Raw genomic sequence first — 18,824 nt, 5'->3', positions numbered from 1 at the left:
AAAAAGCAAATCAACGCAATAAAAATAAATAAAAGAGGTTCATCCGATGAAAAACCATTCATTTCAGCTTAATAAATAATTTGATTCGGGCTAGCACCTTGAATTGAAAGCACATTCTTGATTCATCCAGTACAGAAAAATAAACCCACATGCTGACTAGAATACGCAACTCAAGCTTATCCATTTGGATGCTTTATCCATTAGGTTTCAGTCCCATAGAAAATATAAATGATACTAAAAACAATAAATATACTCTGCCCGATCACCCATGCGAACAACCAACCATTATGACAATAAACAATACTGTCATAGATAATTTTTGAAATTGAAGCAGTTTCTATCATTAAAATGATGATGAATTGAAAAATCGCATATAGCCATAATATAACCACATACCAAGCACGTCTAAATGATAACAACAGTATGAAAAAAAAGAAGATTCCAACGATTCCCATGGTACTCAATAGCGTAGGATCATCTGACGAAGTTCCAAATAGTTCATTAAAATAGGTCGCTTTTTGAGGTTGCAAGTATTCATAGATACATAAATTTGTACCTATATCTTCAACTTTAAGAATACATAGTGATGCAAGTGCAAGACTGAGAATGGCAATGATACGAAAAAATTGACTAAGCACTTGATCAAATCTGGAATCATTTTATGTTCATGCCATCTTATATGAACACATTCTATAATTTGAAATATTTTTTATAACTTTTTTAGAGATCACCCTTGAAATCTTATGCCACAAGCATCATGTTGGTTACAGACTTTGAAAAGATGATTTTGTCATTTTACTTTCAACTTTATATGGCATTGATATGGCTTATATCGAATGAAATAATGATAAATAATCGTTATTGCTGAAATAGTTCTGGAGTGTACTAATTCGGATTTTCCGATATTAGTTATGTAAAAATACTATTTCAGCAATAAGAAAAATTTCTGTACCCTATTGGAAATCAAAAACAAACCTCAATCATGGAGACAATGATGAGCTTAATTAATACTGAAGTTAAACCGTTTAAAGCACAAGCATTCCAAAATGGTCAATTCATCGAAGTAACTGAAGCTGATCTTAAAGGTAAATGGTCTGTTGTATTCTTCTACCCAGCTGACTTCACTTTCGTTTGCCCAACTGAACTTGGTGACCTTGCTGACAACTATGCAGAATTCCAAAAACTAGGTGTTGAAATCTACTCAGTTTCTACTGACACTCATTTCACTCACAAAGCTTGGCACGATTCTTCAGAAGAAATCAAAAAAATCCAATACGTAATGGTTGGTGATGCGAACTGGACTCTTGCTAAAAACTTTGACGTATTAATCGAAGCTGACGGTCTTGCTGATCGTGGTACTTTCGTTATCGATCCAGAAGGTAAAATCCAAATCGTTGAAATCAACGCTGGTGGTATCGGTCGTGATGCTCAAGAACTTCTTCGTAAAGTTAAAGCAGCTCAATACGTACACGCTCACCCAGGCGAAGTTTGCCCAGCTAAATGGAAAGAAGGCGACGCAACTCTTGCTCCTTCAATCGACCTAGTTGGTAAAATCTAATCTGTATTAGATTGAACTGATTCAAAAACCACGCTTTTAGCGTGGTTTTTTTATGCCTATTATCTGCGAGTATATACCTCTATACACCCTACGCAGTTCACACTTTATTCATACAACTTTAACGTACTAGCACTTTCCACATATCTGTAGATATTCATCAAGTTAGAGCTTACACAAATATAATAAAAATGCGCCTCAAACCTGATTGTCTAGACTTACATCTTTGTCGGTATTTCAGTATTTTTAACATGAATTTTAGGTCAATTGCTTATTTCAGGAAGATGTAAGCCCATGAAAAAATATTTCGTCTCGATCAGTTTAACTTTATGTTCGTTTACAACTTTTGCTGCCGTGAACTGCGAAGGTGAAATTAAAAACCAAAGTATTCGTGAAGATATTAAAGTCAAAAAAAATTGTCAGCTTGAAGGTTTAATTGTTCATGGTAATATTATTTTAGAAAACGGTGCCAGTGTTGAACTGCATGACAACCACATCAAAGGCAATATTGAATCGAATAAAAATTTTACCAAGATCATTGCCAATCATAACAATATCAGTGGCAATGTCGATTTTACGACAGGGAAAAACATCCAACTCCTCAATAACCAAATTTCAGGCGACCTGAAATTAAAGAAAAATAACGGCAATATTGTTCTAAATAATAATGAAATCGCAGGTAATTTGATTTGTCTTGAAAATGCTTTTTCAATTAATGGCAGTAACAACCAAGTCAAAGGCAATAAATCTGAACAATGCCGTAGTTTTTAACTCCCCCGACACCAACAAGTGAGAATGACGCTTATGGCATTTCTCTGAACTGGCATTATTTTTATCAAATTAGTTGATAAAGAAATGAAAAAAATGTGAGATAAAACATTATTTTTTAACAATTCTGCAATACTCCATGCCCTGAATTTGTCTTAATTTCAAAAGAGATAAACCTTTAACTGCAGTATGACTATAACAACGCAATAAGGGGGTGGCTTATGACAACAACTGTGGTAACTTCTTGGAAATACAGTTCTTCTTCACGTTACTTAAAAATATTTTATGCGAATGGTTCTGGGGATCTCTTTTATCCAGTTTCACCTTTTATTTATGATAATTTACTTCGATGTAGTGATAAAACGGCATTTGTCCACAAATATCTAGAATATGATCTACATTTTTCACGCGTAAGCTTACAGGGTTAAACCGCTACAAGTTTAGCGCTATAGCAACAGTATTTTTATTAATTAAAAAATATTTTCGATGAAATCAGGGCTGAATGCCCTGATTTTTAGTTACGCCAAGTCACCATAAAGAGCCCTGCGCCCACATTTAAGGTCGTACTGATAAAACGATCATCCGCTTCAACACGTTGGATAAATTCAGCGACCTCATTGGCATGTGATAGCACATTATCCACGATCAACACGCCATTTTGAACTTGTATTAATTCAGCTAAATATGACCAATACGCCACATACGCATCACGTTCTGCATCTAATAAAATGAAGTCATAACGACGATTTGAATGCTGTAAAAAATGCAGTGCATCGCCATGATGAAATTCGATGTATTCGGATAAAGCTAAATTTTCCGCATGCTGTTTAGCTTTCTCAATGCGCGCTGCATCAATTTCAATGGTTTCGACCCGCCCTTGTGTAGACTGCGCAGCATCTGCTAACCACAGCGTGGAATAGCCTGTAGATGTTCCAATTTCCAAGATCTGTTTGGCTTGTTTTAAGCGAATTTGCATAGCTAAAAACAGTGCAGACTCAGGCTCAATATTTCGGTAACGCGCAAGTCGGTGATTTTGCGCAGCATCGTGAGCACTAAAGTCTGCATAGAGTTGTTGCATATAGTTTTTAAAATTTGCACCCATGCTCATGATTCTGTCCTTTTGTTATTTCTTTCATATTTAAAGATTAAAGTACTAAATGTCTGCTCAGTGGGTTTCTTGGATCAGCTTAAAACGTGGAATTACTTCACCATCAATTTCAACGGTTTCCATAAACATCTCTAAGGGTCTGACCCACATGGAATAATCGTCATACAAGCACTGATAGACTACAACTTTTTCACCCATTTCACTATGTGTTGCAACATGAAAAACTTGATACAACTGACCTTTATAATGCTGATAAATCCCTTGCTTAACCTGCATGCCATTTCCCTAAAATGTTCTCAATACAATAGCGTTGACTCTAGCATTCTCTCGCTTAAAGCGCGATGAATTCGTTTATTTTTCCACTATTTAACTTGCATTTCTCGATAATGGCCCAATATTGACTGCATTCACATCGGTATATTCTTATGATTTAGAAAGAAATTTAATCACTTGATTTGTAAAACCGATTAATTTTATAAAAACAAACCGTTTCACCTATTTAATGGTTTGTTCTATCATTCTCTCATCAAATAAATTTACTCCTCTGGAGACGTTAGCAATGTTAGATCAAAATACTTCTGCTCAATTAAAAACCTTACTTGAACGCCTTGAAGGCCCGATTGAAATCGTCGCGACTTTAAACGGCACGGACAAATCAGACAAAATTAAAGAATTTGTGACTGAAGTTGCTGCTTTATCTGATTTAGTGACTGCACGTTTTGACGGTAACAACAGCCGTGCGCCAAGCTTTGGTATTGCAAAAGCAGGTGAAACACCACGCGTATTCTTCGCAGGTCTACCGATGGGCCACGAGTTCACGTCTTTGATTCTAGCTTTGCTACAAACTTCAGGTTATGCACCGAAAGTTTCTGACGAAGTACTGAACACTATCAAAGGTCTAGGTCTTAAAACTGACTTTGATGTGTTTGTATCTTTAAGCTGCCATAACTGTCCTGACGTGGTTCAAGCACTTAACTTGATCGCAATTTACAACCCAGATACAACTGCAACCATGATTGATGGTGCATTCTTCCAAGAAGAAGTGGAAGAACGCAAAATCATGGCTGTACCAATGGTATTCCAAGACGGCAATCACATCGGTCAAGGTCGTATGACCTTGGAAGAAATCATTGCCAAATTGGATACTAACTCTGCAGCGAAAGATGCTGAAAAGTTAAATGCCAAAGAAGCCTTTGATGTTCTTGTGATTGGTGGTGGCCCTGCGGGTAATACTTCTGCAATCTATGCAGCACGTAAAGGCATTAAAACCGGTATCGTGGCTGAACGCATGGGCGGTCAGGTCATGGATACCATGGACATCGAAAACTTCACGTCGATTCAAAAGACTCAAGGTCCTAAATTTGCTGCTGAAATGGAAGCACATGTACGTGAATACGGTGTGGACATCATGAACTTGCAACGTGTATCTGACATCAAAGGTGCAGATGAAACAGCCAATGGCTTGGTTGAAGTGACTTTAGAGAATGGTGCAAAACTTGAATCTAAAACAGTGATTCTTTCAACAGGTGCACGCTGGAGAGAAATGAACGTTCCGGGTGAACAAGAATACCGTACTCGTGGTGTTGCATACTGTCCACACTGTGACGGTCCATTGTTTAAAGGTAAACGTGTTGCAGTGATCGGTGGTGGTAACTCAGGTGTCGAAGCGGCGATTGACCTTGCTGGTATTGTAGAACATGTAACACTTGTTGAGTTTGATACTAAGCTTCGTGCTGACCAAGTCCTTCAAGACAAGTTAAACAGCTTACCGAATACCACTGTGATCATGAATGCATTGTCTACAGAAGTGGTCGGTGATGGTTCACAAGTGACTGCATTGAACTACAAAGACCGTGCAACTGATGAAATCAAAACGATTGAATTGGCTGGTATCTTTGTACAAATCGGTTTGTTACCAAATACTGATTTCTTAAAAGAAACAGCGGTTGAACTTTCAAACCGTGGTGAGATCGTAATTAACGAGCGTAACGAAACCAATGTGAAAGGTGTATTTGCTGCAGGTGACTGTACAACAGTACCGTACAAACAAATCATCATTGCAACAGGTGAAGGCGCGAAAGCTTCATTGTCTGCTTTTGATTACATCATCCGCTCTGGTCAATAATTCAATTTAGACAGAACAGCAAAAGCCAGTTTTCGAACTGGCTTTTTTTATGACTGAAAATTCATGTCTTGTTTCATTTATAAATTATTAATAAAACAAATATTTAACTCTCTTACGCTTTTCACTTACACAATAATGAGCAAAACAAACCGTTTAAAACTTGTACAGCAGCTTATTTGCACATTAAGATAAAACAATCATCACGGATTGATGGTTGACAATAACAACAAGAATGTTGGTCAAATTCGACTAAATGGAGAAACGCAATGCACTATCAATATCACTGTGCTTGTTGCAATAAAGTATTGGCTTCAAGCGATAAAGAATGTTCCGAATGTGGCTCGCATAATATCCGTAGCCCATATGGCTTTTGGATATTTTGCATACTCAGTTGTTTGGCTGTTGCCATTCTATTTAAGAGTGTTCAAGTGTATTTGCAACAGCACGATACTGAAGCGACAACCCAACTCAACATCTTTGAAGTACTCAAGCAAGATGGTAAAAATTAAGCTTTTTTTTACAACAGCCAAATACAGCCCTATGAACAAGCTGGCAATGTGTAAAATTTTAGCTAAGCTGAATTTAAGCACCGTTATCGGGTCGCGTTAAAGTCATTCAAAGCGAGAAATTAAAATGATGAAAGCCTGAATGATTTCAGGCTTTTTTATGCGCTAGCATCGCCCTGCTCACTTATCTTCACGAGGAAAATTCTTTAAACTATGGCAATAGCAATGAGATTCTAGACGATGGTGCTGTTAATTAAAAAAGGCGGTTTGCGTGAACGCGCCAATCGTAGCCGATCATACAAAGGCTCTGAAAATACCGAAACCACCCTCAAACCGAACCGTTATCGTGATCATGCTGAAACTACCGATGTTGCACAAGATCCATCAAATACAGCACCATCCAAAGACCAAGATCAAACCAATCCAGAGCAATAAAATTGGCACATAAAAAAAGCCAAGTTCTAATACTTGGCTTTCGCTTTGCTGACAGCAATATGTTTGCAGCTATTGAAGATTGAACATTCTAATTGCGTCGAACCACAGCCAAATCGCAAAAATTAAAAATAACGCCCCTGAAACCACATCAATATAACTACCCGAACGTTGGTAGAGTGCTTTAATTTTAGGCAAAGACATAATCATCATAAACAGACTAAACACAATAAAAGTTTGAATCGGAATGATGACAGCAAGCTGTGCTTTTAGGTTACTACTGGCTGATGAACTCAACGCCAGTGAGAACACACTACTAAAATAGATCAGTGTTTTCGGATTGGCTAAATTTGTAAATAAACCTAATAAAAAATAATTTTCAGTATTCTGCTGACTTAAGGCCTGCCCATCTTCTAAATTGGCTGTTTGATTTAAACTTTTAAGCCCACCACTAAACATCGCCCAACCCATTTTCGCCAAGAAAAATCCACCAACAGCCATTAAAACTTGTTGTATCCATGGAAATTGCTCAACCAGAACCGTAAAGCCCAATAAGGTTAAAACGACCCACACCACAATCCCGACAGAGATCCCCGCAATAATTTTTAAGGTATTTGCACGGGTTGTTGATGCTGCACTTTTAGCAATTAATAATACGTCTGGACCGGGACTCAACTGCGCAACAAAATGTAGCGCGCAGATGGTGAATAACAGTGACATGCAAGCTGATTCATTTGAATTAAAACGTGAAGATTATATCGCCTGTTCAATTTTTTTGTTGGCAACACAAGGTTTATTTTTAGGCTGTATCAAAATTCATGCAAAAAAAAGCCGAATACACATTCGGCCTTTCATACTGAGTTAATTATTTTTTATTGACATCTTTCAGTTCAATTTGTTTCGCATCTGGCGTCACTTCACGAGCTTCACCATCAATAACGGATGAATCACGACCTGATTGCTGATTTTGCATATCTTGCATTTGACGCATCATATCTGCAAATGGGTTCTGACCCTGAGCACCGCCCATGCCTCCCATATCGCCCATCATGCCACCCATCATTTTTTCTATCATGGCTTGCTGACGCTTCATCATTGTTTTCATCATGACTGCTTTCATGGCATTTTGTACAGGTGGAATCAAAATAAGTAATGCCATAATATCTGAGATTAGACCCGGTAACAGCAATAAGAAACCAGCCAAAATTTTTGGTAAATTTCCAGTTAAAGCTGGATCATTACTCATTTGACCTGCTTGCATTTGCTGCATTTGAGGCATCAGACCTGATGAATATTTACGGATAATATTCATCCCTATAAAGAAGGCCACCACGAACCAGAAAAAGACATACCACATGCTGCCGACGAGGTCGCCCACACCGATCCAGACAAACACTTCCAGGATCAAGCCTGCTAAAATCAGAAGAAATAATTTCATGAAAATTAAACAAATCTCAGTAAATTAATTTAAGGTGTTGCGTTCAACTGCTCAATCACTATCAAGCTTTTTTGACACGCTTATGTAACAATATGGGCGTATTTTTATTTTTAAAGGGCAAATAGGGCAAACATGTCATTAATTATCGGTATTGACCCTGGGTCGCGCTTAACTGGTTACGGCATCATCGAAAAGGATGGTTCTAAACTACGTTTTGTCGATGCTGGCACCATTCGTACCGAAACGACAGAAATGCCTGAACGCTTAAAACGTATCTTTGCTGGTATTGATCGCATCGTAAAGTTTCACGGGCCTACTGAAGCTGCAGTTGAACAAGTCTTTATGGCTCAAAACCCTGACTCAGCCCTAAAACTAGGTCAAGCACGTGGCGCTGCTATTGCTGCTTTAACCAATTTAGATTTACAAGTCGCTGAATATACTGCACGTCAAATCAAACAATCTGTGGTCGGCTATGGGGCTGCTGATAAAGAACAAGTCCAAATGATGGTTATGCGCATTCTGAACCTAAGCATCAAACCCCAGCAGGATGCAGCCGATGCTTTGGCTGCCGCAATTTGTCATGCGCATGCGTCTGGTAGTATGAGTAAAATGGCTGTACTGAATGCCTTAGGTGGCATGGCTCGTGGCCGAAGCCGTGTAAGCACTCGACGTCGGTAAATAATCGTCAAATCATATAGTTCAGTAGTTCAGACTGTTTTCAAAACCCCACTCAATCTAGTGATCAAACTTAGCGAATCATTTTAAAACCGCTATAGTCTAATTCATGCATTGGAATTTCTTGCTGATCGATTTTAGTCATGTCTGCTCGTAAAGGACCCACCAGACTGTGTTTCAGTATTTTATGAATGGCGTCTTCAGTTCCTATAATCAGCGCTTCAACTTCGCCCGTCGCTAGATTTTTCACATAGCCATTTAAACCGAGTGCAAGCGCTTGCTGCTCAAACCAACGACGGTAGCCAACACCCTGCACTTTACCTTGAATTCGCAATTTAACCGCATGCATTTTAGTCTTCAACTCCTGAATGATTGACCACATGATAAACCGCTTGGGCCATATCCTGTGCTTGCAAACCACGCATCCCCGACTTCGCCAATACATCACCTGCTAAAGCATGCAGGCTTACGATTTCATGCAGATGAATTTGCTGATGAAATTGTGCTTTTAAACTTGCAATCATCCCTGCAAGCACATCTCCCATACCGCCTGTACCCATTCCTGCATTACCTGCGGTGCAAATCCAAAGCTGATCTTCAAGTATTAAGCTGCCTGCGCCTTTAAGCACCCATTGACCTTGAAATTTTTCTTTTAAATACTGAATTGCTTGTACACGATCTGCTTCAACTTCAGCAGTAGTTATACCCAGTAATTTCGCAGCTTCACCCGGATGTGGCGTTGCATAGGTTCGTGCATTCAAATTTTTAGGTGCTTCAGCTAGAAACCATAAGGCATCTGCATCCAAAACAATTTCCAAGGTTGACTGCTGAATCAATGGAAACCATGACTGAAACTGCTGTTGTGCCCAATCGTCACGACCAAGCCCCATGCCAAAGCTAATCGCATCGACTTGATCGATCAGTTGCCGAATTGCTTCTGTAGTTAATGCATTGATATCGCGTAGCATAATATTCGGTGCGCGCGCCAAAATAGCGGTGTGATGTCGTGCATCACAAACAACCGTAACCTTACCTGCACCTGCATGGAATGCAGCCTCAGCAGCCATAATCACCGCCCCACCCATTTCTGCATGGCCACCAACAACCAAAACATGGCCATAACTGCCTTTATGACCAAAGGCTTGACGCGCAGGTAAGGCTATTTTCTGCGGCGACAAATGAGCAAGTGGCTCTAGCTCTGCATCAGTCGGTATACATGCCATCACCGAAACTTCACCTGCATATTCTTTCGCTTGACCTGTAAATAGCCCTGCTTTTAAACCCAATGCCGTAAAGGTATAATCGGCTTGAAATGCGATGGGTAAAGGCTGCCCTGTATTGGCATGTAATCCGCTTGGAATATCAATCGCAATTTTGAGTCCCATGCATGCATTCAATCGTTGAATAATGGCTTGCCATTCGCTAGAAAGTTCACGATTGAGTCCTATACCAAATAATGCGTCGATATAGACGTCATAATCTCGCTGAAAATCAAAATGTGTATAGATCTTAAGCTTGTGATCTATCGCTTCCTGTACTGCAGAATGTAAGTCCTTCGATGCCCCTATTTCAGCGGCATAGATATCAACTTGAAAGCCTGCTGGCTGTAGGTATTGCGCTGTAAGATAGCCATCACCTGCGTTGTTGCCCTGCCCACAACACACTGCAATATTTTTTAAATTTTGCTGCTTTAACATTGGAATGAGTTGCTGAGCAATCGACCATGCAACCTGCTGCATCAGACCATAACTGCTATTGTGCTGAGCAAACCAACGCTGCTCCCAAGCTTGAATACTTTGGCTAAGATAAACAGGGCTATGGTAAACTTGCAGACGCATTGTTTTTCCTTGTTATGATTATGGCCGCTTCAACTCCTGCACAAAAAATTCCTGTCGATCAATATGATCCAGAAACCCTAAAAGCATGGATTAAAGCACAAGCCTTAAATTTAGGTTTTTCTGATTGTGTCATCGCAAAGCCAGATGCTCAAGAGGAACTCCCTCGTTTTAAAGAATATTTAGAACGTGGTTATCATTGCGATATGAAATTCCTAGAGGAAAACCTTGAAAAACGTGCCAATCCTGCACTTTTAGTCCCCGGCACCCGCAGTATCATTTGTGTCCGCATGGATTATTTGGTCGAAACCCCAAAACCACGTTATGTTCCTAATGAGCCAAATGCAGCCATCATTGCACGCTATGCACGAGGTCGTGACTACCACAAAGTCATGCGTGGTCGTTTAAAAACCTTGTCGAATATCATCCGTGAAAAAATCGGAGATTTTGAATCTAGACCCTTTGCCGACTCTGCACCAGTGTTTGAAAAATCCTTAGCTGAAAATGCAGGCATGGGCTGGACAGGCAAACACACCTTACTGATCCATAAAAAATCAGGCTCATTTTTTGTATTAGGTGAGCTGTTTACATCACTCGATTTGCCTTTTGATTCTCCGACAACCAAACATTGTGGTTCATGCACAGCCTGTATTGATATCTGTCCAACTCAGGCCATCGTTGAGCCCTATATGTTAGATGCACGTAAATGCATTGCCTACTTAACCATCGAATATAAAGGCATCATTCCTGAAGAATTACGCCGTGGCATTGGCAACCGTGTGTTTGGCTGTGATGACTGTCAACTTATCTGTCCATGGAATAGCTTTGCGCATAAAACTCAAATTGAGGACTTTTATCCACGTCATGGTCTCGATCAAGTGAGTTTATTAGATCTTTGGCAATGGGATGAAGCCACCTTTTTAAGCTGCACTGAAGGCAGTCCTATCCGACGAACAGGCTATCAAAGCTTTATGCGAAATATCGCCATTGGCTTAGGCAATGCACCATACAGTTCAAATATTGTTCAATCATTAAAAAATTCTCGCGAAAAACATGACGCGATTGTGCAAGTTCATATTGATTGGGCAATTACAGAACAAAACTCAAAGATGCTTTAATGGATTTGATTCTATATTTTCTAGATCCTTACAAAGTTTTCATTTAAGCTAAAATTTAGTGACGCAATCAAAGAAACTTAATTTTTCATCTTAAAATAAACATTGCAGCGATTGTGCTGGCATTTAACACAACTTTGTAAGTATCTCAAATATCAAAAGTTCTTTAAAAAAGCCATTTCAATGTACTTTAGCCAACTTTCAATGTTACAAAATAGTCTTGGAAGTCTGCAAATTTTACGTATGATGATCTGCATTAGGCAGAAAATATGGATCATTTATGAGCTACCGAAATGACTGGACACACCCAGAAATACAAGAGTTGTATCAACAACCATTGATGGATTTATTATTCCGAGCACAGACCATTCACCGTGAATATTTCCAAGCCAATCATATTCAAGTCAGCACCTTACTTTCGATTAAAACCGGTAAGTGCCCTGAAGACTGTAAATATTGCTCTCAGTCTGCACATTATGACTCTGGATTAGAAGCTGAAAAACGTCTGGCTGTGGAAAAAGTCATCAATGAAGCGAAAGCTGCGCTTGCCTCAGGTTCTTCGCGTTTTTGTATGGGCGCTGCATGGCGTAATCCACATGAACGGGACATGCCCTATGTGCTAGAAATGGTGCGTGAAGTCAAAGCGCTGGGACTTGAAACCTGTATGACCCTTGGCATGCTAAATCAATCTCAGGCAGAGCGCCTACATGAGGCAGGCTTAGATTATTACAACCATAACCTCGATACTTCTCGTGAGTATTATCCCAATGTCATTAGCACACGTAGCTATGATGACCGTTTAACGACGCTAGACTATGTTCGCCAATCTGGAATGAAAATCTGTAGCGGCGGAATTGTGGGCTTAGGTGAAAGCCGTGATGACCGTATCGCCTTTTTGATGGAGTTGGCAACGCTGCCGATTCATCCTGAATCCGTGCCGATCAATCTCCTTGTCCCTATTCAAGGTACCCCACTTGCAGAGGTTGAGAAACTTGATGTGATCGAATGGATTCGCACCATTGCAGTCGCACGGATCATTATGCCAAAAAGCTATATTCGACTCTCTGCAGGTCGTGAATCCCTGAGTGATTCAGAACAAGCTTTGGCATTTATGGCAGGTGCAAATTCACTCTTTTCTGGTGAAAAACTACTGACCACGCCAAATGCAGGCGAAGGCAAAGATCAGCTTTTATTTAGCAAACTCGGTTTAATCGCGGAACAGCCCAAACCAACTGCTGCACAGCTTTCAACTGATGCCATGCAAATGGCTTAAAACCCAAGCCCCGAACATCGGGGCTTAGTTTTATTGAATGATCAGTGGTAGGTTTCAATGTGCAATGCAAGAGATGGTGCGAATAAATGAATGGTTGAATCACCATGAGTATGGAAAATATATCGATTACTTCGCAAAGTTATGTGCTGTTATTAAAATTCCATAGCCTGCATTTAAATAATCCCCTTCACGAATAATGTCTTGACCATTAGCATGTTGAACCACCAATTGCTGCTGAATCACATCATAATGAAAAGATTCAAAGCAATCCTGATGTTGTAATAACCATGCAATGGTATCTGCCATATTGGCATCGACGGTATAACGCTCGGCTTGAAAATCTTTACTCATATCTGCATAAAAACTGTGAATGTATTTCTATTTTAATGATTTCAATATTGACCGGCATTAAAAAAGTGAGCTTTCGCTCACTTTTTTTTCGGCTGAGACTCTGCATTACTTTGTCACACCGCACTTACGACATTCCTTGTGCGAACCGATTTCTTCCATTTGCTCGTATTCGTAAATATGCATGCAAAATAGTTTTCTGAATAATTGAAGCATGTTGTTAAAACTCCCGTTTATTTATTAATGTGCTTCTGAATATTTCGTCCTGAAATATTATGATCATGCCTAAACACGCCATAGCTAATTTATTATCATATTTTTCCAATGAGTCAAATATCTTTACTTTAAAATGACACAATTTCGGATAATCGGTTATTTTTAAGCCTGCCTTATATTCACCTGAGTTCTAAGGATTTTTATTAATATCAGCATCACAGATATAGATTAATTTTCAGCAAATTTCGCACAAAAAAAACTCTCCCTTAGGAGAGTTTTTTCAAATAGATGATCACATGAGTAACGTTATTCACAAGCCCAGATTTAAACGTTCTGACTGGCAAACTTCGCACGTGCAGCATGCAATTTTTTATAGCTATCAATCAGACGTAAATGACGATCTAAACCTTCAAGTTGCATATTGGTTTCAGTTAAACCGTAGAAGCGAAGACTGCCATCCATTGAACCAATCACTGCATCCATACGTTCGTCACCAAACATACGACGGAAATTATGTTCATAGTCATTGAGATCTAAGTCATCGTCCAATTCAACTTCTAAAACCACATTCATACATTGATAGAACAAACCACGTTCGACCGTATTGGTGTTGTATTGAAGGAAAGTTTCAACCAACTCTTTTGCTTCTTCAAACTCTTGTAGCGCAATATAGATCAGTAGTTTGAGCTCAAGAACCGTTAATTGACCCCATACGGTATTGTCATCAAACTCAATCCCGATGAGCGTCACAATATCCGTGTAGTCATCCACTTCAAGCTCTTCTAAGCTCTCAACCAATGACACTAACTCGTCTTCATCTAGACGATGAATGTTTAAAATATCCTCACGGAAGTCCAAAGCTTTGTTGGTGTTATCCCAAACCAAGTCTTCAACCAAATACACTTCAGAATAACCCGGAACTAAAATACGACATGCCGTAGCACCTAGATGCTGGTAGACCGCCATATACGCTTCTTTGCCCATGTCTTCTAGAATCGCAAACATCGCTGCAGCTTCTTCCGCATTGGCATTTTCACCTTCTGTAGTGAAATCCCACTCTACAAAATCATAGTCTGATTGTGCGCTAAAGAATTTCCAAGACACCAAACCACTTGAGTCAATAAAGTGTTCTACAAAGTTATTTGGTTCAGTGACTGCATTTGAGCTAAAAGTTGGTTTTGGTAGATCGTTTAGACCTTCAAAGCTACGGCCTTGTAAAAGTTCGGTTAAGCTACGCTCTAAAGCCACTTCGAGTTTAGGGTGCGCACCAAAAGATGCAAATACCCCACCTGTACGTGGGTTCATTAAGGTTACACACATCACAGGGTACTGACCACCAAGTGAAGCATCTTTTACCAATACAGGAAAACCTTGTTCTTCTAAGCCTTGAATACCTGCAACAATACTTGGATATTTGGCTAAAACCTCTTCAGGGACATCTGGTAGAGCCAATTCACCTTCTAAAATCTCACGTTTTACTGCACGCTCAAAGATTTCAGATAAGCATTGAACCTGCGCTTCTGCCAAGGTATTCCCTGCACTCATGCCGTTTGATAAGTATAAATTTTCAATCAAGTTTGATGGGAAATACACTGTTTCACCATCAGACTGACGTACAAATGGCAGAGAACAAATACCGCGTGCTGTATTTCCTGAATTGGTGTCATATAGATGTGTGCCTAATAACTCATTTTCTGGGTTATAAATTTCACGCGTATAGTCATCTAAGATTTCAGTAGGTAACTCGCCTTCTGGGCCGGGTTGGAACCATTTTTCATCTGGGTAATGCACAAAGTCAGCATTGGCAATCTCTTCACCCCAGAACTGGTCGTTATAGAAGAAGTTGCAATTGAGACGTTCAATAAATTCACCCAAAGCCGAAGCTAATGCGCTTTCTTTGGTTGAGCCTTTACCATTGGTAAAACACATGGGCGATTGTGCATCACGAATATGTAGAGACCAAACATTCGGCACGATGTTACGCCATGATGCAATTTCAATCTTCATGCCTAAACCTGCCAAAATACCTGACATATTGGCAATGGTTTCTTCCAATGGCAGATCTTTACCCGGAATAAACGTGGTACTGTCTGACGCTAAATTTGGCATAAGTAAAGCTTGTGCATCTGCATCAATGCTTTCTACTTCTTCAATGACAAATTCAGGACCAGTTTGAATGACTTTTTTAACCGTACAGCGGTCAATTGAACGCAAAATGCCTTGACGGTCTTTTTCTGAAATATCCGCAGGAAGTTCAACTTGAATTTTGAAAATTTGCTTGTAGCGGTTTTCAGGATCAACAATATTATTTTGTGATAAGCGAATATTATCTGTCGGAATGTCTCGCGCCGCACAATACACTTTTACAAAATACGCTGCACATAATGCTGATGACGCTAAAAAGTAGTCGAATGGTCCGGGAGCAGAACCATCACCTTTATAGCGAATAGGTTGGTCGGCAATTACCGTGAAGTCATCAAATTTGGCTTCTTGTCGAAGGTTATCGAGATAATTAACCTTAATTTCCATGTGGGCACCTAAATATTCTTATGTGTCAGTGCAACACATAAAAATGAAAACATAAGCCGAATAACTGTAGGACATTGACTTAAAAATGTGAGGCCAGTACCAATCTAAGCGCTGTTGGGCACGGTACTGACAAGAATGGGCATTATTATAAGGTTATTTTGACTGTTTGATAACTTTTGTCGTGATTTACATCACGATGGGATTCGACACTTTGTGCATTTTGGTCGAATCCAAGCTCAACTGCTGCAATTACAGCCAATTTGTTGTGTTAGTGTGCAGCCGTGAAGAAAAAGGCTTGTCTTTTAAAAAAATCTTCGCTAGTATGCTTTGCGTCTGAACTTGTTGATAAATAACACATTCAGAATATAGGGCCTATAGCTCAGTTGGTTAGAGCAGCGGACTCATAATCCGTTGGTCCACAGTTCAAGTCTGTGTGGGCCCACCATATAAAACAACCCCTTACGTGCATTAATCGTGAGGGGTTTTTTAATGTTAAAAGCTAAGTAAAGTTTGTCTAAGCCTTTAAAAGATATGGCAGATAACATATAGATACGTACAAAACTTCAAGTCAACTTGAGTAAGCTACGATTGGTTAATACGAGAAGTAGGTTATAAAGAAATACATTCAAGAAAAATTTAAAAGCTTAAGTTCTAGATACCCTTAAATAAAGTCACGATTTGTTATACTTAAAAGGTATTATTTTATTCATTATAAGCAAATGTTTTTTGATTCATGACATTTAGAAATACTATATATTTCACACTTTAAAAGCACAAATATTAAGACTCAACCTGTTCAGGCTTTCTTAAGTCCAAATAAAACTCAACAATTGACCAAATAACAATCAAAGCGAACATAGCAACAGCGAATAACACAGCAGTTAAATAAATCATGCTTGAGTTCTCCGTTAGAAAACGAGTTAAGACCAACAGGTTAAAAATTTTAACCTACGACAAAAGTCTAATAAGAATTTCTGACGGTGCCTAGCCATATTTAGCAAATTTTTAAGAGTATTTTTATCTATGATGATAGCTTTGCTATATAAAATTTAACCGATTTATTGCTAAAAAGTATAATTCTTCAATCCGCCCTTCTTATTCCGATTTGAAATATCTGCACAATTCAGATCAAAGCTCACTTAAATCCTCTTGACTCATGATCCAAACAAGCAGAAATTACACCTTTTTAAAATCACCGTATCACCGACTATGTTGAAAAAGTTTATTGGCGAATCTGCATTTAAATTGGCAGGCTGGAAATACCACGTAGAACCTGATGTTTTAGAAAATAAACAAGTGATCGTCGGCTTTGAACACACCTCAATGATGGATGCTGTTCTTTCACTGGCCCTTTGCCAAATTTACGACATTAAAATTCACACGCTGATTAAAAAAGAACTCTTTAAAGGTCCATTTAAACCTGTACTTGAAGCGATTGGCGGTATTCCTGTAGACCGTAAAGCCAATAAAGACATCGTGACTCAAATGGTTGAGCATTTTGAAGCCAATGAAAAATTTAATTTAGTCATTGCTCCAGAAGCGACCCGTGCAGAACGTGGTGAAGCACGAAAACCGATTCGTACAGGCTTTTGGTATATCGCTAAAGCAGCAGGTGTGCCGATTGTATTAATGTATGCCAACTCAAAAACCAAACAAGGCGGTATTTTCGGTAAGATTTACCCGACTGACCTCGATCACGATTTAGCTTTAATTAAGCAGCTCTATAAAGATAAAGTAGGTTTAGACATCGTGATCCCAGAACCTAAAAATAAAGACTAAGTGCCATTCACGTTTTTTTAAGATATACGTACTTAAAGATATAAATGTATCGTGCTCCATGCATTGTACATTTATATCTTCCTTTTATAACAAGATCACCTCGCTCCTTTCAGCCCAATTCTCATCATAAGAAAAATTACAGTACGAGCGTTTAGACATTTCGCATTATTTTCTCAAATTTGGATATTTTTTTTTCAACTACTCAATTCATGAAATCCAGTACTTTCACACAAAAAAGCCATTATGGTAGAATTTGCTCAATTTGATAGGCATAAGGCCAATCTACAAGGAGCATATTTCGCATGGCGGGTCATTCCAAGTGGGCTAATACTAAGCATCGTAAAGCAAAACAAGATGCGAGCCGCGCTAAAGTATTCACAAAATTTATCCGTGAAATCGTGACAGCTGCACGTTTAGGCGGCGGTGATGTAGCGTCTAACCCACGTTTACGTGCTGTTGTTGAAAAAGCATTAGTTGCAAACATGACACGTGACACCATTAACCGTGCAATCCAACGCGGTGTGGGCGGTGAAGAAAATGCTGATCTAAAAGAAGTCACTTACGAAGGTTATGGCGTTGGTGGTGTTGCTGTCATCATTGAAACAATGACTGACAACTTGAACCGTACTGTTCCTGACGTTCGTCACTGCTTCTCTAAAACTGATGGTAATTTAGGTACTGCAGGTTCAGTGGCTTATATGTTTACCAAACGTGGTGAGATTACTTTTGAAGATGTTTCTTTAGAAGATCAAATTATGGACATCGCTTTAGAAGCGGGTGCTGAAGACATCGAAGTGGACGAAGAAGAAATTCTAGTTATCACTACACCTGAAACTTTCGGTGAAGTTCAGGATGCGCTTGCAGCAGCAGGTTTAAAATCTGATAACGCAGAAGTGGTCATGAACCCTTCAACGAAAGCGTTAATTTCAGATATCGAACAAGCGAAAAAAATCATCAAAATGATTGATATGTTTGAAGATCTTGACGACGTTCAAAACGTGTATACCAACGTTGAATTCACCGATGAAGTGATGGCTGAGTTAGAAGCTCTATAATTCAATCGACTGAAGTATAAAACGCACCCATCGGTGCGTTTTTTATTGCCTAGCTTTCAACTGTTTG

General features: G+C 39.2%; 19 protein-coding genes and 1 tRNA gene. 12 read left to right on the top strand and 8 right to left on the bottom strand.

Translation table 11 applies throughout. The annotated features are described in order from the left end of the window. Positions 1 to 994 precede the first annotated feature (994 nt). The 3 genes from ahpC to FTT88_RS02400 all read left to right on the top strand — a co-directional run bounded on the left by ahpC (position 995) and on the right by FTT88_RS02400 (position 2,751). The gene (gene ahpC, locus FTT88_RS02410) at positions 995 to 1,558 is read left to right on the top strand and encodes an alkyl hydroperoxide reductase subunit C (protein ID WP_078193727.1); all 564 of its coding nucleotides are present in this window, start codon (positions 995 to 997) and stop codon (positions 1,556 to 1,558) included. Positions 1,559 to 1,849: 291 nt separating this feature from the next. After that, complete coding sequence (locus tag FTT88_RS02405; protein WP_111885085.1) at positions 1,850 to 2,326, top strand: hypothetical protein; 477 nt, start codon at positions 1,850 to 1,852, stop codon at positions 2,324 to 2,326. Between the two features lie 218 nt (positions 2,327 to 2,544). Then, entirely contained in the window at positions 2,545 to 2,751 is a 207-nt protein-coding gene (locus FTT88_RS02400; protein ID WP_078189026.1) for a KTSC domain-containing protein, read from the top strand. Between the two features lie 86 nt (positions 2,752 to 2,837). Here FTT88_RS02400 and FTT88_RS02395 read toward each other — a convergent pair whose 3' ends face one another. Both FTT88_RS02395 and FTT88_RS02390 read right to left on the bottom strand, forming a co-directional pair. Further along, positions 2,838 to 3,431 (bottom strand): O-methyltransferase, encoded by a 594-nt coding sequence (locus FTT88_RS02395; RefSeq protein WP_180003118.1) that lies wholly within the window; start codon positions 3,429 to 3,431, stop codon positions 2,838 to 2,840. Positions 3,432 to 3,488: 57 nt separating this feature from the next. Continuing rightward, the gene (locus FTT88_RS02390; RefSeq protein WP_180173666.1) at positions 3,489 to 3,707 is read right to left on the bottom strand and encodes a DUF1653 domain-containing protein; all 219 of its coding nucleotides are present in this window, start codon (positions 3,705 to 3,707) and stop codon (positions 3,489 to 3,491) included. Positions 3,708 to 3,990: 283 nt separating this feature from the next. Here FTT88_RS02390 and ahpF point away from each other — a divergent pair, with 283 nt between their 5' ends. The 3 genes from ahpF (at position 3,991) to FTT88_RS02375 (ending at position 6,497) form a co-directional block, all read left to right on the top strand. Further along, positions 3,991 to 5,556 (top strand): alkyl hydroperoxide reductase subunit F, encoded by a 1,566-nt coding sequence (gene ahpF / locus FTT88_RS02385; protein ID WP_180003120.1) that lies wholly within the window; start codon positions 3,991 to 3,993, stop codon positions 5,554 to 5,556. 266 nt (positions 5,557 to 5,822) lie between these two features. Beyond that, a complete protein-coding gene (locus FTT88_RS02380; RefSeq protein WP_078192893.1) occupies positions 5,823 to 6,065 on the top strand; it encodes a hypothetical protein in 243 nt (80 codons plus the stop codon). A gap of 237 nt (positions 6,066 to 6,302) precedes the next feature. Further along, positions 6,303 to 6,497 (top strand): hypothetical protein, encoded by a 195-nt coding sequence (locus FTT88_RS02375; RefSeq protein WP_180003122.1) that lies wholly within the window; start codon positions 6,303 to 6,305, stop codon positions 6,495 to 6,497. A 69-nt stretch (positions 6,498 to 6,566) separates the two neighbouring features. Here FTT88_RS02375 and FTT88_RS02370 read toward each other — a convergent pair whose 3' ends face one another. Then, positions 6,567 to 7,214 carry a LysE family transporter gene (locus tag FTT88_RS02370; RefSeq protein ID WP_180003124.1) on the bottom strand — a complete coding sequence of 216 codons (648 nt, stop codon included), beginning with the start codon at positions 7,212 to 7,214 and terminating at the stop codon, positions 6,567 to 6,569. Between the two features lie 145 nt (positions 7,215 to 7,359). After that, positions 7,360 to 7,932: an FxsA family protein gene (locus FTT88_RS02365; protein WP_180003126.1), complete on the bottom strand. Its 573-nt coding sequence runs from the start codon at positions 7,930 to 7,932 to the stop codon at positions 7,360 to 7,362. A 132-nt stretch (positions 7,933 to 8,064) separates the two neighbouring features. Here FTT88_RS02365 and ruvC point away from each other — a divergent pair, with 132 nt between their 5' ends. Then, positions 8,065 to 8,610: a crossover junction endodeoxyribonuclease RuvC gene (gene ruvC / locus FTT88_RS02360; protein WP_078189034.1), complete on the top strand. Its 546-nt coding sequence runs from the start codon at positions 8,065 to 8,067 to the stop codon at positions 8,608 to 8,610. Between the two features lie 70 nt (positions 8,611 to 8,680). On the opposite strand, the gene FTT88_RS02355 is transcribed toward ruvC, so the two are convergent. Together FTT88_RS02355 and FTT88_RS02350 are read right to left on the bottom strand one after the other, a co-directional pair. Beyond that, positions 8,681 to 8,956, bottom strand: coding sequence for an acylphosphatase (locus FTT88_RS02355; RefSeq protein ID WP_180003181.1), 276 nt, complete (start codon positions 8,954 to 8,956; stop codon positions 8,681 to 8,683). 1 nt (position 8,957) lies between these two features. Beyond that, positions 8,958 to 10,445 (bottom strand): NAD(P)H-hydrate dehydratase, encoded by a 1,488-nt coding sequence (locus tag FTT88_RS02350; RefSeq protein WP_180003128.1) that lies wholly within the window; start codon positions 10,443 to 10,445, stop codon positions 8,958 to 8,960. A gap of 20 nt (positions 10,446 to 10,465) precedes the next feature. Here FTT88_RS02350 and queG point away from each other — a divergent pair, with 20 nt between their 5' ends. Further along, positions 10,466 to 11,560, top strand: coding sequence for a tRNA epoxyqueuosine(34) reductase QueG (gene queG, locus FTT88_RS02345; protein WP_180003130.1), 1,095 nt, complete (start codon positions 10,466 to 10,468; stop codon positions 11,558 to 11,560). Positions 11,561 to 11,837: 277 nt separating this feature from the next. After that, entirely contained in the window at positions 11,838 to 12,830 is a 993-nt protein-coding gene (gene bioB, locus FTT88_RS02340) for a biotin synthase BioB (RefSeq protein ID WP_180003132.1), read from the top strand. A gap of 126 nt (positions 12,831 to 12,956) precedes the next feature. Here bioB and FTT88_RS02335 read toward each other — a convergent pair whose 3' ends face one another. Next, positions 12,957 to 13,181 (bottom strand): hypothetical protein, encoded by a 225-nt coding sequence (locus FTT88_RS02335; RefSeq protein ID WP_111885746.1) that lies wholly within the window; start codon positions 13,179 to 13,181, stop codon positions 12,957 to 12,959. A gap of 537 nt (positions 13,182 to 13,718) precedes the next feature. Continuing rightward, positions 13,719 to 15,923: an OsmC domain/YcaO domain-containing protein gene (locus tag FTT88_RS02330; RefSeq protein WP_180003134.1), complete on the bottom strand. Its 2,205-nt coding sequence runs from the start codon at positions 15,921 to 15,923 to the stop codon at positions 13,719 to 13,721. Between the two features lie 368 nt (positions 15,924 to 16,291). Here FTT88_RS02330 and FTT88_RS02325 point away from each other — a divergent pair. From FTT88_RS02325 to FTT88_RS02315, 3 genes are all read left to right on the top strand, one after another. Next, positions 16,292 to 16,368 (top strand) — tRNA-Ile (locus tag FTT88_RS02325). 764 nt (positions 16,369 to 17,132) lie between these two features. Next, a complete protein-coding gene (locus tag FTT88_RS02320) occupies positions 17,133 to 17,702 on the top strand; it encodes a 1-acyl-sn-glycerol-3-phosphate acyltransferase (protein WP_078189041.1) in 570 nt (189 codons plus the stop codon). 302 nt (positions 17,703 to 18,004) lie between these two features. Next, positions 18,005 to 18,757: a YebC/PmpR family DNA-binding transcriptional regulator gene (locus FTT88_RS02315; RefSeq protein ID WP_078189042.1), complete on the top strand. Its 753-nt coding sequence runs from the start codon at positions 18,005 to 18,007 to the stop codon at positions 18,755 to 18,757. Positions 18,758 to 18,824 lie beyond the last annotated feature (67 nt).

This window comes from Acinetobacter sp. YH01024 (assembly GCF_013420195.1).
Lineage (GTDB): Bacteria > Pseudomonadota > Gammaproteobacteria > Pseudomonadales > Moraxellaceae > Acinetobacter > Acinetobacter amyesii.
Note: the sequence above shows the minus strand (reverse complement) of the source record. Positions and strands in the feature narration are given on the sequence as shown.

Excerpts from the sequence above, each read along its gene's own strand:
- ahpC (WP_078193727.1), top strand. The coding sequence starts at position 995 with ATGAGCTTAATTAATACTGAAGTTAAACCGTTTAAAGCACAAGCATTC.
- FTT88_RS02405 (WP_111885085.1), top strand. The coding sequence starts at position 1,850 with ATGAAAAAATATTTCGTCTCGATCAGTTTAACTTTATGTTCGTTTACA.
- FTT88_RS02400 (WP_078189026.1), top strand. The coding sequence starts at position 2,545 with ATGACAACAACTGTGGTAACTTCTTGGAAATACAGTTCTTCTTCACGT.
- FTT88_RS02395 (WP_180003118.1), bottom strand. The coding sequence starts at position 3,431 with ATGAGCATGGGTGCAAATTTTAAAAACTATATGCAACAACTCTATGCA.
- FTT88_RS02390 (WP_180173666.1), bottom strand. The coding sequence starts at position 3,707 with ATGCAGGTTAAGCAAGGGATTTATCAGCATTATAAAGGTCAGTTGTAT.
- ahpF (WP_180003120.1), top strand. The coding sequence starts at position 3,991 with ATGTTAGATCAAAATACTTCTGCTCAATTAAAAACCTTACTTGAACGC.
- FTT88_RS02380 (WP_078192893.1), top strand. The coding sequence starts at position 5,823 with ATGCACTATCAATATCACTGTGCTTGTTGCAATAAAGTATTGGCTTCA.
- FTT88_RS02375 (WP_180003122.1), top strand. The coding sequence starts at position 6,303 with ATGGTGCTGTTAATTAAAAAAGGCGGTTTGCGTGAACGCGCCAATCGT.
- FTT88_RS02370 (WP_180003124.1), bottom strand. The coding sequence starts at position 7,214 with ATGTCACTGTTATTCACCATCTGCGCGCTACATTTTGTTGCGCAGTTG.
- FTT88_RS02365 (WP_180003126.1), bottom strand. The coding sequence starts at position 7,932 with ATGAAATTATTTCTTCTGATTTTAGCAGGCTTGATCCTGGAAGTGTTT.
- ruvC (WP_078189034.1), top strand. The coding sequence starts at position 8,065 with ATGTCATTAATTATCGGTATTGACCCTGGGTCGCGCTTAACTGGTTAC.
- FTT88_RS02355 (WP_180003181.1), bottom strand. The coding sequence starts at position 8,956 with ATGCATGCGGTTAAATTGCGAATTCAAGGTAAAGTGCAGGGTGTTGGC.
- FTT88_RS02350 (WP_180003128.1), bottom strand. The coding sequence starts at position 10,445 with ATGCGTCTGCAAGTTTACCATAGCCCTGTTTATCTTAGCCAAAGTATT.
- queG (WP_180003130.1), top strand. The coding sequence starts at position 10,466 with ATGGCCGCTTCAACTCCTGCACAAAAAATTCCTGTCGATCAATATGAT.
- bioB (WP_180003132.1), top strand. The coding sequence starts at position 11,838 with ATGAGCTACCGAAATGACTGGACACACCCAGAAATACAAGAGTTGTAT.
- FTT88_RS02335 (WP_111885746.1), bottom strand. The coding sequence starts at position 13,181 with ATGAGTAAAGATTTTCAAGCCGAGCGTTATACCGTCGATGCCAATATG.
- FTT88_RS02330 (WP_180003134.1), bottom strand. The coding sequence starts at position 15,923 with ATGGAAATTAAGGTTAATTATCTCGATAACCTTCGACAAGAAGCCAAA.
- FTT88_RS02320 (WP_078189041.1), top strand. The coding sequence starts at position 17,133 with ATGTTGAAAAAGTTTATTGGCGAATCTGCATTTAAATTGGCAGGCTGG.
- FTT88_RS02315 (WP_078189042.1), top strand. The coding sequence starts at position 18,005 with ATGGCGGGTCATTCCAAGTGGGCTAATACTAAGCATCGTAAAGCAAAA.